The sequence below is a fragment of the Ekhidna sp. genome (assembly GCF_040223195.1).
Taxonomy (GTDB): domain Bacteria; phylum Bacteroidota; class Bacteroidia; order Cytophagales; family Cyclobacteriaceae; genus Ekhidna.
The window spans coordinates 214,365-227,063 of the sequence record NZ_JAVKDX010000006.1 but is presented as its reverse complement, the minus strand read 5'-3'; the positions used below and the strand labels follow the sequence as shown (position 1 = coordinate 227,063).

14 protein-coding genes are annotated in these 12,699 nt (G+C 43.9%); 8 read left to right on the top strand and 6 right to left on the bottom strand.

Annotated features, from left to right (window positions below):
* Positions 1-89: 89 nt before the first annotated feature.
* Both RLN88_RS02470 and RLN88_RS02465 read right to left on the bottom strand, forming a co-directional pair.
* Complete coding sequence (locus RLN88_RS02470) at positions 90-707, bottom strand: WbqC family protein (protein ID WP_350219789.1); 618 nt, start codon at positions 705-707, stop codon at positions 90-92.
* Positions 704-1,330, bottom strand: coding sequence for an L-threonylcarbamoyladenylate synthase (locus RLN88_RS02465; protein ID WP_350219788.1), 627 nt, complete (start codon positions 1,328-1,330; stop codon positions 704-706). Before RLN88_RS02465 ends, RLN88_RS02470 begins: the two co-directional genes overlap by 4 nt.
* 195 nt (positions 1,331-1,525) lie before the next feature.
* Between RLN88_RS02465 and RLN88_RS02460 the strand changes: the two genes are divergently transcribed.
* The gene (locus RLN88_RS02460) at positions 1,526-2,839 is read left to right on the top strand and encodes an inositol-3-phosphate synthase (RefSeq protein ID WP_350219787.1); all 1,314 of its coding nucleotides are present in this window, start codon (positions 1,526-1,528) and stop codon (positions 2,837-2,839) included.
* Here RLN88_RS02460 and RLN88_RS02455 read toward each other — a convergent pair whose 3' ends face one another.
* Positions 2,840-3,574: a phosphocholine cytidylyltransferase family protein gene (locus tag RLN88_RS02455; RefSeq protein ID WP_350219786.1), complete on the bottom strand. Its 735-nt coding sequence runs from the start codon at positions 3,572-3,574 to the stop codon at positions 2,840-2,842.
* 106 nt (positions 3,575-3,680) lie between these two features.
* Here RLN88_RS02455 and RLN88_RS02450 point away from each other — a divergent pair, with 106 nt between their 5' ends.
* Genes RLN88_RS02450 through RLN88_RS02420 form a run of 7 tightly spaced genes read left to right on the top strand, consistent with a single transcriptional unit; the run spans position 3,681 to position 9,716 of the window.
* Positions 3,681-4,874, top strand: coding sequence for an aminotransferase class I/II-fold pyridoxal phosphate-dependent enzyme (locus RLN88_RS02450; RefSeq protein ID WP_350219785.1), 1,194 nt, complete (start codon positions 3,681-3,683; stop codon positions 4,872-4,874).
* A 1-nt stretch (position 4,875) separates the two neighbouring features.
* Positions 4,876-5,829: an NAD-dependent epimerase/dehydratase family protein gene (locus RLN88_RS02445; RefSeq protein WP_350219784.1), complete on the top strand. Its 954-nt coding sequence runs from the start codon at positions 4,876-4,878 to the stop codon at positions 5,827-5,829.
* A complete protein-coding gene (locus RLN88_RS02440; RefSeq protein ID WP_350219783.1) occupies positions 5,829-6,947 on the top strand; it encodes a GNAT family N-acetyltransferase in 1,119 nt (372 codons plus the stop codon). Before RLN88_RS02445 ends, RLN88_RS02440 begins: the two co-directional genes overlap by 1 nt.
* A 29-nt stretch (positions 6,948-6,976) precedes the next feature.
* Positions 6,977-7,741, top strand: a complete 765-nt coding sequence (locus RLN88_RS02435; RefSeq protein ID WP_350219782.1) for an SDR family oxidoreductase — start codon at positions 6,977-6,979, stop codon at positions 7,739-7,741.
* Positions 7,738-8,181 (top strand): 3-hydroxyacyl-ACP dehydratase FabZ family protein, encoded by a 444-nt coding sequence (locus RLN88_RS02430; RefSeq protein WP_350219781.1) that lies wholly within the window; start codon positions 7,738-7,740, stop codon positions 8,179-8,181. The genes RLN88_RS02435 and RLN88_RS02430 overlap by 4 nt, the downstream gene beginning before the upstream one ends.
* Positions 8,182-8,184: 3 nt before the next feature.
* Entirely contained in the window at positions 8,185-9,468 is a 1,284-nt protein-coding gene (locus RLN88_RS02425) for a beta-ketoacyl-[acyl-carrier-protein] synthase family protein (protein ID WP_350219780.1), read from the top strand.
* Complete coding sequence (locus RLN88_RS02420; RefSeq protein WP_350219779.1) at positions 9,465-9,716, top strand: acyl carrier protein; 252 nt, start codon at positions 9,465-9,467, stop codon at positions 9,714-9,716. The genes RLN88_RS02425 and RLN88_RS02420 overlap by 4 nt, the downstream gene beginning before the upstream one ends.
* A 3-nt stretch (positions 9,717-9,719) precedes the next feature.
* On the opposite strand, the gene RLN88_RS02415 is transcribed toward RLN88_RS02420, so the two are convergent.
* From RLN88_RS02415 to RLN88_RS02405, 3 genes are read right to left on the bottom strand one after another with little or no spacing between them, the layout of a single operon-like run.
* Positions 9,720-10,631, bottom strand: coding sequence for a CDP-alcohol phosphatidyltransferase family protein (locus RLN88_RS02415; RefSeq protein WP_350219778.1), 912 nt, complete (start codon positions 10,629-10,631; stop codon positions 9,720-9,722).
* A gap of 6 nt (positions 10,632-10,637) precedes the next feature.
* Positions 10,638-11,570, bottom strand: coding sequence for a fatty acid desaturase (locus RLN88_RS02410; RefSeq protein WP_350219777.1), 933 nt, complete (start codon positions 11,568-11,570; stop codon positions 10,638-10,640).
* A gap of 17 nt (positions 11,571-11,587) precedes the next feature.
* On the bottom strand, positions 11,588-12,682 hold the full coding sequence (locus RLN88_RS02405) for a phospholipase D-like domain-containing protein (RefSeq protein WP_350219776.1): 1,095 nt from the start codon (positions 12,680-12,682) through the stop codon (positions 11,588-11,590).
* Between the last annotated feature and the right edge of the window lie 17 nt (positions 12,683-12,699).

The window sequence follows — 12,699 nt, the reverse complement described above, 5'->3', positions numbered from 1 at the left end:
TTAATGTAGATGAAAAAACGTGAGCCGTTTCAGATTTGTTCATTCACTGGTCGAAATACTTTCCGCACTCCGAATCCAACTTAGTTTGATCAATTTCTAAGAAATGAATTGCTCAAAATTGGAGCCGCATTCGGTCCTTCACACATGATCAAATCAATGATACTCAAATTTGGAACAAAGGTATCACCAAAAAGCTGTGTGTATGTTACCGGCGTATAGATTTTTCGGTTTTTAAAGGACTCCTTTGGGTTGATTACATTTCTTTTATCTCCTTCATATTTCCTTTCGAAAGAATCAGTAAGCTCAATCTCAACATCGGCCTGAAGGATTTTAAGTACCAATTGAATGAATTTCATATTTAAATCAATCAGATGAGTAGGTTTATCCTGCCATATAGTCCTGAATTCCTCGCTGAAATATTCGAAGAAGGGTGCCTTTCCATATGAAGAATAGAACGCCCCCCAGTGATCCTTAAGCCATCTCTGGGAATAATCTACTGTGACTTCCTTAGTGGGCTGACCATTAGAATATTTAACCGGTACGATCAGCGACTGCACCTTATTTGAAGACAAGAAGTACGTGCGATTGCGGTAAGTCTGCTTTGGAAAGGAATCGTGGATTTCGAAACGCAACTTTGAATGTTGGGTCAGTAGTGCAAAGAATTCCAGGCTGCCCAGGTAATGAGGTTCTATGGTCAAAACACTCATGCGATAATATTGATATCGCCGATACCTTCCCGGACGATTTCCGGAGTGTCTCCTGTGCAGTCTATCACTGTACTTGGATGCACCCCGCCGAATCCTCCATCGATGACCACATCTACCAGGTTTTTAAACTCGTCATAAATCAATTCCGGGTCTGTAGCATGATCATGGATTTCATCATCATGAATGGAGGTTGTAATGATCGGGTTGCCCAATTCCTTCACAATCTCACGGGGAATATTATTGTCCGGAACACGAATACCAACTGTCTTCTTTTTCACATTCAAAATCTTCGGCACCTTGGAAGAAGATTCCAGAATAAAAGTATAAGGGCCAGGCAGGGTTTTCTTCATCAATTTGAAAGTAGGTGTATCCAGGCGCCTAGTGTATTCCGAAATATGACTCAGATCGAAACAGATAAACGACAGGTTGAGGTGCTTGCCTTTGATGCCTTTTATCAGCCGTATCCGCTCAATTGCCTTTTGGTTGAAAATATCGCATCCAAGCCCGTAAACGGTATCTGTCGGGTAAATGATGACACCTCCATTGCGAAGAACCTCAACGACCTCCTGAATCTTTCTTCTTTCAGGATTTTCCGGATATAGTTTGATGTACTGAGCTGTCATTCAATATAGGTTTTAAGCCAAATTCAAGTTACGCAAAGAGACAAAAACCTACGGTTTTAAAATCAAATTATCAAAATGTTAAGCTTATCCGCTACGGTTTAATTTATTTTGCGCAAAATTTCTGTCCACTTTTGGGGATTACCCATTCTTTTTATGACAGACAATTTTCACGCATAGTTTAAATCGATCAAGCAAATGTCAGATAAATCAACAATTCGAAAACCTAACGGCAAATTAGGAATTTTAACTCCCGGTATGGGAGCAGTGGCCACCACGCTTATGGCAGGTGTCTTAAGTATCAGAAAAGGTCTCTCAGAACCCATCGGTTCGTTGACACAAATGGGTACTATTCGATTAGGTAAACGAACTGAAAAAAGAAATCCGCTTATCAAGGACTTTGTGCCGCTGGCATCATTAAATGATGTTGTACTAGGCGGATGGGACCTTTTTGAGGACAATGCATATCAAGCAGCTATGCACGCTAAAGTTCTGGACAAAGACCTTCTGAACGAGCTGAAAGATGAGCTAGAACAAATCAAGCCCATGAAGGCAGTGTTCGATAAGAATTACGTGAAGCGACTGGAGGGAAGCCATGTGAAAAAAGGCGCAAACAAGATGGAGCTGGCAGAAATGCTGATGCAAGACATTGAGAACTTCAAGAAAGAAAACAATTGCGAGCGCGTGGTGATGGTATGGTGTGGGTCTACTGAGATCTACATTGAGGAAGGTGAAGTTCACTCCACCATCGAGAAATTTGAAGAAGGACTGAGGAATAATCACCCGGATATTCCGCCAAGCATGATTTACGCGTATGCAGCAATCAAAATGGGTGTGCCTTACGCAAATGGCGCTCCTAACCTTTCCTGCGACGTGGATTGCCTGGTAGAGCTTGCTAAACAAACCGGTACTCCAATTTGTGGAAAAGATTTCAAAACCGGTCAGACTTTGATGAAGACCATTCTTGCTCCTGGATTAAAGGCTCGTTCGCTGGGTATAGATGGATGGTTTTCTACAAACATCCTTGGAAACAGGGATGGTGAGGTTTTGGATGATCCGGACAACTTCAAAACCAAAGAAGTTTCCAAACTTGGCGTACTGGAGCAGATTCTTGAGCCGGAATTGCATCCTTCACTCTATGGAAACTTGTATCACAAAGTAAGGATCAACTACTACCCACCGAGAGGGGATGATAAAGAGGGCTGGGACAACATAGACATAAAAGGCTGGCTAGGATATAAAATGCAGATTAAAGTGGATTTCCTATGTAAGGACTCTATTCTTGCAGCACCTTTGGTACTTGACTTAGCTTTATTCCTGGATCTGGCTCAGCGGGCTAATATGAAGGGCATCCAGGAATGGCTATCATTCTACCTGAAGTCTCCCCAGGCGCTAAAAGGCCTGAAGCCTCAGCATGACATTTTCGTTCAGCTAATGAAACTCAAGAATACACTTAGGTATCTTGCTGGCGAAGATTTGATCACCAACTTAGGTCTTGATTATTACGATTGATCAAAGCCTCTTCTGATCCATCAATTTAATGGTACTTTGAAGGTCATCTGGATTGTCTACATCATTCCAGGTGTACCCTTCTACCAGTACCGTTTTCGCTTGCCCACTTGCTATCAGCTTTGATACGGACTGAGAGATGGTATATTCCTCCTTATCAAAACTTTCCTGAAATGTGTCAAATACTCCAGACTTTAGCCTGAAAAGCCCGGTATCGTATCGATTGTACTCAGGAATAATCTTTCCAATGGATTGAATCATATCCTTTTCGTCTACCAAAACTTTGGTCACGTCATCAATATCAATGTGCGCATTTGAATCCCCTGGCATGTCCACAGCCAGCTGGAGTGTAGTCTCCAATCCCTCAGATTTTCTTACAAACTCTTTGACAAAGTTCGGATCGAAAATATGATCTCCCATCGTGAGAAAGAAATCATCCATTCCATTCCCTTCCACCCATTCCTTCGCCCTGAACACTGAAAATCCATTCTCCAAATCGAAGCGCTTGTTATGAAGGATCGTAATGTCTGCATCATGCGTACTTTTAAGAACTGACAAAGCTGCTTCCAGCTTTTCTGCGCCATATCCACTGATAATACAAAACTTTTTTACACCCTGCTGCTTAAATATCCGTATGTGTCTGGACATTAAGGTTTCGCCATGCAAAGTGACAAGACTTTTTGGAATGCCTGTGTCCAATCGGGTATTTTTACCAGCAGCTAGTATTACTAAATTCAAAATGAAATGATTTTGGTATTAAAAAATGATGAAGGTTGGATTCAAATCTCAATGTTACGAAAATGTTTCCAAGTGATATAACTATTTTTGCGGAATGGGGAATTTTTTGAGAGAACGCTATTCAAGTTTCAAGCTTGCGGAAGATGCAAAGAAGAATGGATATTATGCATTTTTCCGAACGTTCCAGTCCAAGCAGGAGACTCAGGTGAAGGTCAATGGGAAGGATGTTTTAATGTTCGGCTCCAATAGTTATCTGGGCCTCACCACACATCCCAAAGTGATTGAAGCCGCCCAAGCTGCTGTAAGAAAATATGGCTCCAGCTGTTCAGGTTCCAGGTTTCTAAACGGCACCACAGACATGCACGAAGAGCTGGAGTATAATCTTGCCCAATTCCTCAACAAAGAAGAAGCACTTGTTTTCAGTACGGGATTTCAGGTAAATCTTGGCGTACTTCCCACAATCGCAAAGCAGGGAGATGCGCTGCTTTTGGATAGACTAAATCACGCTTCTATTTATGAAGGTGCTAAGCTCAGCGACGCTTCTACGGTTGTTTTCCGTCACAACGATATGCAAGCGCTTGAGAAGAAGCTTGCACACCTTCAGGATGCCAACCACAGGATCATCGTGGTGGATGGCATATTCAGCATGGAAGGAAATATTGCGAAGCTGCCGGAAATTGTGGCCCTCGCTAAAAAATATAAAGCCTCTGTGATGAGTGACTGTGCACACGCCATTGGTGTGCTGGGCGATCATGGCAGAGGGACTCCTGATCATTTCGGAGTGAATGACGATGTGGAGTTAATTGGTGGCACCTTTAGCAAGTCACTTGCATCGCTTGGTGGATTTGTTGCCGGCGACAGAGAGACCATTCAATACATCAGGCACGTGGCTCGATCTTTAATTTTCAGTGCCAGCATGACCCCATCATCCACCGCTGCTACGATTGCTGCGTTGGATATCATGAAATCTGACGATTCCCGAAGATTGAAACTGTGGGAAAACACCAACTATTCGCTGAAGCGATTAAAAGAACTTGGGTTCGATACCGGATATGCGGAAACTCCAATCATTCCTATTTACATCCGAGACAATGAGAAAGCTTACAAAATGACCATGCGCCTCTTTGAAGAGGGTGTATTTGTAAACCCCGTGGTAGCACCTGCTGTTGCACCAACTGATACCCTTATTCGATTCTCGCTGATGGCCACTCATACTATCGAGCAAATAGATATTGCTATTGACAAAATCCTGAAGGTGGCAAACGAACTGGATGTAAAACGTCAAACCGAAGCGGCTTAAGTTGAAAGTAGCAATCACTGGAGCCAATGGTTTCCTGGGATCATATTTAGTCAAAGAGTGCCTCCGTCAGCAGATGGAGGTTCGTGCGTTTATACGAGCTGGTGCAAATACTGCGCTCCTACCAGAGCACGAAAACCTTAGCATTTTTACCATTAACTACCACAGTGATTTAGTACAGCAGTTTGCCGAATTCCAAAAGGAATCGGGACAGATCGATTTCTTCATTCACAATGCCGGGGTAACCGTAAGCCTCCGGAACGAAGAATACTACCAGATCAACGTTGGGCTTACCAAAGCAATTACAGAAGCCCTGAACGAGACCAGATTTCTCAAAAAGACCGGAACATTTGTATACACATCTTCCTATGCTGCTCATGGCCCGGCCATCATCAACAAACCGGTCTCACACTATGGTCATAGCAAACTGGAAGCTGAGGGAATCATCCAACAGCGTATGGATAAACATCTTCTTGTGAGGCCTACCGCTATCTATGGAGCTGGTGACGAAGCATTTCTGCCACTTTTCAAAAGCGCAAAAATGGGCATCTATCCCGTGACCAACAGCAAGCAGCGCATGAGCATGATCCATGGGGCTGATTTAGCAAAGATGATAGTCCAGGATATGCAAAAAGAAACCGGTCCGCTTCACTACAATGATGGACAAACATACCTCCATGAAGATTTTGTGAATGTTTTTCAGGAGATATTTGGAAAAAAGATCAGGAAATTCCCTTTGCCCAAGTGGCTCGCCAAGTTCTCCATGGGGGCATCCGATGCATGGCACAAAATCATCAATAAACGTCCCGGAATCACGCTGGAAAAATTTGACGAGATATCTCAACACTGGGACCTGCACGCGACTGACCTGAAACACTCAACTGTAAAACCTGAGATATCTTTGAGGGAAGGGTTTGAAGATGCCCTGAAGTATTACCAAGAAAACAACCTCATCTAATGGCACTTGAAATCAAAGAAGTCAACTCGAAAAAAGAACTTAAAGACTTCATCAAATTTCCGTTTGGACTCTACAAGGGCAATCCGTACTATGTCACGCCACTCATTGACTTTGAGATGAGCACCCTCCGAAAAGATAAAAATCCTGCCTTTTATCATGCGGAAGCAAAATACTGGGTAGCCACCCAAAACGGGAAGATTGTAGGAAGGATTGCGGCGATCGTACTGGAGCCGGAGCTAAACAAAAAAAAGCTTGCCCGTTTCGGTTGGATTGATTTCATAGATGATAAAGCGGTTTCAGAGCTTCTTTTGGAGACGGCCCAGGAATGGGCCCAGTCAAAAGGAGCTACCGGAATCCACGGCCCGATGGGCTTCACTGATCTGGATTTTGAAGGGGCACTTGTGGAAGGATTTGAGGAACTGGCCACACAAGCTACCATTTACAACTACCCCTATTACGTTGACCATTTTAAGGCTTGGGGAATGGAACCAGCCGCCACCTGGGTGGAGTTACGCGGAAAAGCTCCGTTAAAAAATCCGGAAAAGGTCAGCAGAGCGGTGAAGCTGATATCGGAACGATTCAAGGTGAATGTGAAGGAATTCAAAAACACCAAAGAGATCCTAAAATATGCACCGGGAGTTTTTGAGGTGCTGAATGAGGCCTACTCAGACCTATATGGCTACATTCCTCTCACTCAGAAGCAAATAGATTACTACGTAGAGCAGTATTTTGGTTTCATCAGGAAAGAATTTGTTTGCATCATCGTCAATGAGCACGATGAAGTAGTTGGCTTTGCGCTCACACTTCCATCGCTATCCAGGGCATTTCAAAAAGCCAAAGGGTCACTTTATCCGTTTGGTTTTATCCATGTGCTCAAATCGTTCTATTTCAATGATCTCGCAGACCTGTTTTTGATAGGTGTGAAGCCGGAATATCAGAAGCTGGGAATACATGCACTGATTTTCGACTACCTCCAAAAAATTTATGAAAAGAAGGGGATCAAATACATGGCCTCCGGCCCTATGCTGGCAGACAACAAAAACGTTTTGAATACCTGGAGTCAGTTTGACCTGGATATCGGAAAAATAAAGCGTAGCTGCTTCATCAAACAATTTTGAGCTGAGTTTAGTAGTTTCACCACATGGAAATGCACGGCAAGAACGCACTGATCATTGGAGGGTCAAGTGGCATAGGCCTAGCCACAGTTAAAAAGCTGGCCTCACACGGATGCAACGTGACCATCATTCATCGAGACAGAAAGCAAGGAGTGATAGATCTGGAAGAAACCACATCTGCATTAGCAAAAGAATATGGAGTATCCATAGACAGTCACAACATAGACGCAACAAGTCCAGAAAAAATAGCCGAGTGCGTTGGTGGATTAAAAGTGACCAAGTTTGATCTGGTACTTCATGCCGTTTCCAGAGGGAATTTAAAACCATTTATTTCCGACGGACCAAAACTATCCGCACAAGATCTGGCGCTCACTATCGAGGCAATGGGCACCAACCTCCAACTCTGGGTAAGTAGCCTTTTATCAAAAAATCTCATTTCTCAGGGAAGTAAAATCCTGACGCTGACATCCGAGGGTAATGACCGTTTTTGGGAAGGATATGGAGCTGTGGCCCTGGCGAAATCCACCTTAGAAACACTATCAAAATATCTTGCGATTGAATTAGCTCCAAAAGGAATTTCCGTCAATATCATCCAGGCAGGAGTCACAGACACCCCTTCGCTTAGGCTCATTCCAGGATCCAATGAATTAATTGAGCAAACAAAAAAACGCAACCCAAACGGGAGGCTTACAACTCCCGAAGATGTGGCAAACGCCATTTTTCTGCTTGCTCAACCGGAGGCCGGCTGGATCAACGGAGCACTTATTCACGTAGATGGCGGTGAACATCTGATATGAGCTCATTCGAAAACATACTGCGTCTTCTTCCTTACAAAAGACCATTTTTGTTCGTGGATGAAATCATTTCTATGGATGATGAAGGAGCCATTGGAAGCTATACCATCCGAGCAGATGAGTTTTTCCTGGAGGGACATTTTCCTGGAAATCCCGTGGTTCCAGGTGTGATTTTAACCGAAATTATGTGTCAAATCGGGTTGGTTACCCTTGCCATGCACCTGATGAATCTCGATGAAAATTCAAAAGTGCTTCCTGCCTTTACCAGTGCCAATGTTGACTTCCTTTCAAAAGTGATCCCCAACGACAAACTTATTGTTGAATCAAAAAAAGTCTATTTTCGCTTCGGAAAATTGAAATGCACTGTATCCTGCAAGAAAGAAGATGGAACTGTTGTAGCCAAAGGAGAGTTAGCAGGAATGGTGGTTAAATCTGAAGCGTAAATTTTGAAGAAACATAGAGTAGTAATTACCGGGTTAGGTGTGGTCTCCGCCAATGCCATTGGCGTGGATAATTATGAAAAGGCCCTCAGGGAAGGTAAATCCGGGATCAAATATTGGGAGGAGCTTGAAAAAATCAACCTCAAATGCCAAATAGGTGGCGCACCTGACCTCAGCTCAGTAAACCTGGGTGATCACCTGCCACGTCTTTTGGCAGAAAAAATTACCAATAAGGGTATCCTGTATGCGATGCTCTCCGGAGTAGAAGCCTGGAAAGATGCCGGATTGGAACCCAATGCAGAAGAAAGAGATTTCAACTCAGGAATGATTTTTGGTGCTGGAGATTTGAGCTTCGACAGCTTCATCAATCGCGAGTTTCCATCCTACCCGATTGACAATGGTGAGAGCAGAAAACTCGGTTCACGCACTATCTCCGAATGTATGAACAGTGGAGCAGCAGCCTATCTAAATTCCATTTTGGGGTTAGGAAATCGCATTCAATCCAACTCATCTGCGTGCATCACAGGCTCTGAAGCTGTCTTGATGGGATATGAATATCTGTCTCAGGGGCGTGCCGATCGGATGATTTGCGGAAGCACGGAAGGTGATGGAAGATACATCTGGGCAGCTTTTGATGCCATGCGAGTACTTTGTTCCAACTCCAACGACAACCCCGAGTATGGATCACGCCCTATGAGTGACTCCTCGTCAGGGTTTGTTCCGTCAGGAGGATCCGGTGCATTGGTGCTGGAAACACTCGAAAGTGCAAAAGCGCGTGGAGCTCGAATCTACGGAGAGGTGCTGGGAGGTCACGTCAATTCTGGAGGTCAGCGAAGCGGTGGCACCATGACGGCTGCAAATCCCGAGGCTGTGGTGGATTGTATCACCCGTGCGATAAAGGATGCCGGAATCAGTCCAGATGAAATAGACCTGATCAATGGACACCTTACTTCCACTAAAGGTGACCCGGCAGAAATCCGCAATTGGGTTAAGGCGCTAGGCAGATCCGGAGAAAATTTTCCGATGATCAATACACCCAAGTCCATGATAGGACATGCTGTAGCAGGAGCCGGCTCTGTAGAGCTTATCGCCAGCGTATTGCAGATGTATAAAGACTTTGTTCACCCCAATCTGAACGTCGAAAATATTCATCCGGAAATTTTATCAGAAATTTTTGGGGGTTGTATTCCAACGAGTTGCCAAAGCAAGGAAGTAAACACTGTTATCAAGGCCAATTTTGGTTTTGGTGATTTAAATTGCGCACTCGTTTTACGGAAATACAAAGAATGATGACTAGAGAAACTATAAAAACCGACCTGATTAACATCATCAAGCCTTATCTACCTGAAGATGTTATGGCTACTGAGGTGTCTGAAGATAAGCACCTAATCAATGATTTGATGATTAATTCTGCTCACATCGTGGATATCGTGCTGGATATCGAAGACAAATTCGATATTATGATTGATGACGATGTGATTGGGGAAATGAATACCGTACAGGATTCAATCGACGTAGTTCTTCAAAAGACTGCCTAAGTATCAGGTCAATTCCTTCAATAATTTTTGATCGTACCTTCTCTGCATGATGTTTAGAGGCAGGTAGCCTATTGTCCAAATCAGGCTGGCTGCCAGATAAATATCAAATCTTCCGAATAGCGCAGAGATAACCATGGCATTCCGGTGGGTATTGCTGCCGCCAAGCCACGCCCACCAAAACAGCATCTCAAAGTTCCATTTGGAATATAGCGGATCAAACTTGTCTGCTTGATTTCGCGACAATTCTCTCATTCTTTTTCGATCCTCTGCAGATCGGGTGGTAGAACGTATTTGCTTCCCGGTATAATCCAGATTGATATAGTGCATGATTTTATGATGCCACTTACTTCCTGTTGGCTTAATTTCATCTATAGATAGTGGAATATGGCCGGCATCCGATTTTCCAACCAGATACAAATATTCAGACTTATAAAACTCATATAGGCCAGCTTTGTAGCTGTGTGCCAGACCGGCAGCTACCATCAAAATAAATACCCAATAACCATACTGAGGAATAAGGTATAGCGTGCCCCCTATGTAGCATGAGATAAAAACCAAATTGTCTATGAGGCCATCTATCTGCCGGCCAAGTTCGGAAGACTGTCCTGTCATACGAGCAAGCTGACCATCGGCGCTATCCAATACACCTGCCCAGGTCACCAGGAATCCTCCCAAAGCCGCAATCCAAAAATTCCCCTGATAATAAAAGAGAGCGCCCCCGAAAACCCCAAGAACCAAACTAATAATGGAGACCTGAGTAGGTGTCATCTTCATCCATTTGGCTGCATTGGCAAAATAAAGCCCGTAGAACCGGCTAAAATGAAGATCGTAGCGCTCCTCCACATCAATGAGCTTGATGGTAGATAGTACCTTGTTCAGGTGATTATTGTACCTCCTTTTTAAGTAACCGAGCATTGATGACTAGCTGTTTCGCTTCACGCGAGAGAAAAGTGAAATTTTATTATCAAACAAGAACCGCCAGATCACCTTGGCATAGCTCTGGTGCGAATAGAGGTTATCGTAATGCTTTCCAGCAATCTTTTTTAGCTCTGGAAGCTTTGACCCTGGAATGGTTGGAAAGTCATGATGCTCATTGTGATAGCCTACGTTCCAAATAAGCTTGTTCCACCAGCCGTAGTAGGAGTATGTTTCCTGCCCTTCCTTGTAGATAAAGTGCTCTGCTACAAAGTGCCCGGAAATCGGGTGCAAGCCAGTAGCCAATGCTGTAGACAAGGCTAAATACAGCAAACCCGCCCATCCAGCCAGGAAGTAAAACCCTACCATAGCGGAAATTTGAAATAAGGCATTGATAATTTGCCACTTATCCGGAACCATCGGATGTACAAATATTGGACGGATGGCATAAACTGGAATTTGGATGATTAACCAAATAAACTTTCCGATCGGGCCTCTAAACACTCGTGCTTCCCATTTCACAGCCAAATCCGTATCTACACCTTCTTTGCCCTGATGCCAGTGATGCTTTGCGTGATATGCCTTAAACGCCATCGCAAACGGCACCACAAGAGGAAAATTCACCAAAATGGCCAGCCAGTTATTCAATACTTTCTTCTTAAAAGCAAGATCATGTGTGATCTCATGGATCGCAAGCACAATGATGTGGGTCAACGTGGTGCCCACAAGAAGTACGAGCAAAGCAAAGAGCCAGGGATTTTCCGGCAGAAAGAAAATCGGAATGGCCAGCTGCAGAGCCGCCACAAATAATGTCTTGAAGATCAATGAAGGATCATTTCCAAAAAGCTTCTTCACTTCAGGATATTCCTCCATGATCACTTTTCTGCGCTGAAAATGGGGTTCTTTTTCGTCGCTCCAGGTAAAATCTTGTTGCTTCATATCAATTGCAAATTTAACTAATGGGGACGTAAAATAGTTCTTGACGCTACACCCCCTATTTTATTGAGCATCCCCATGATAAGGGACGCCTTTCTGGCTCCAAAAGCGGAAAAATCAGCTTCCATTGCACCCTCTGTCACCTCAGACATCACCTTGTCTTTAAAGTCTTTGATGAGCATGGGATCTTCAGAAACAAATACCACTTCCTGCTCAAAATAATAGCTCACCAGATCATAATTGCTGCTACCAAAAATCAGCTTCTCATCATCAATCAGAATAGCTTTCATGTGTGACATGCCGGGATATTCTTTCAATTTGAAATATCCTTTCTGCTGCTCAGACCGGATAATATGCTTAAAGATCGATTTATTGTTCTTCTGGGGAGATACAATGGTGATCGCTACGCCTGAGGCAGCTACCGATCGCAATACCCCCAATAGCGGCTCAGAAATGTAGGGTGAGATGATCTGAACTGTCTCTTTGGCGGCTCGTATATGTCCGAAAAAATCATCATAAAGCTCCCTGCTTTTCGAACCGTTGAAGAGGTACAGGCTTCCTTCATCCGTTTCGATAGCTGTAGATTGATTGATCCCATTCCAGGTATTATCAAAATCTTCAACCAGACTCCCTCCAAGTTTTTTATCCCCTAGCTCCACCATCATATCGTGCCAGGCAAAGTTGTGGTCACTGAAATTAATGCCTCCAAGAAAGCTGGTTTTTCCATCCACGATCACCATTTTCTTATGGTTGCGAAGTGGGTACCTTTGACCGATCAACCCGACCGGATTGGTAAATTTCACCTGAATTCCTAGAGCCTCGGCTCTCGCAATGATCGCTTTGGTCTCTTTCACTTCATTTTTGAAAGCAGCATCCTTCAGGTATTTGGCAGAAAAAACAAAGTGATCATTGATGACTACTTTGGAATAGCTATCGATGAGTAACCGCTTATCCTTAGCCGGGCTTGCCTCCACCACATCAATGAGCCATTTTCCAGCTTCATCCCCTTCGAATGTCATGGCCTGGGCAAGAAGGGATTCTTCTGCCGTCTTAGCCACTTCCTCCAGCCTTTGCATAAAGGCTTTGGAACCCAATAAAATAGTTGATTTCGCCAAGGAATTTCTTTTGCACA

Coding starts and splice junctions, on each gene's coding strand:
- RLN88_RS02470 (WP_350219789.1), bottom strand. CDS start 707: ATGAGTGTTTTGACCATAGAACCTCATTACCTGGGCAGCCTGGAATTC.
- RLN88_RS02465 (WP_350219788.1), bottom strand. CDS start 1,330: ATGACAGCTCAGTACATCAAACTATATCCGGAAAATCCTGAAAGAAGA.
- RLN88_RS02460 (WP_350219787.1), top strand. CDS start 1,526: ATGTCAGATAAATCAACAATTCGAAAACCTAACGGCAAATTAGGAATT.
- RLN88_RS02440 (WP_350219783.1), top strand. CDS start 5,829: ATGGCACTTGAAATCAAAGAAGTCAACTCGAAAAAAGAACTTAAAGAC.
- RLN88_RS02435 (WP_350219782.1), top strand. CDS start 6,977: ATGCACGGCAAGAACGCACTGATCATTGGAGGGTCAAGTGGCATAGGC.
- RLN88_RS02430 (WP_350219781.1), top strand. CDS start 7,738: ATGAGCTCATTCGAAAACATACTGCGTCTTCTTCCTTACAAAAGACCA.
- RLN88_RS02420 (WP_350219779.1), top strand. CDS start 9,465: ATGATGACTAGAGAAACTATAAAAACCGACCTGATTAACATCATCAAG.
- RLN88_RS02415 (WP_350219778.1), bottom strand. CDS start 10,631: ATGCTCGGTTACTTAAAAAGGAGGTACAATAATCACCTGAACAAGGTA.
- RLN88_RS02410 (WP_350219777.1), bottom strand. CDS start 11,570: ATGAAGCAACAAGATTTTACCTGGAGCGACGAAAAAGAACCCCATTTT.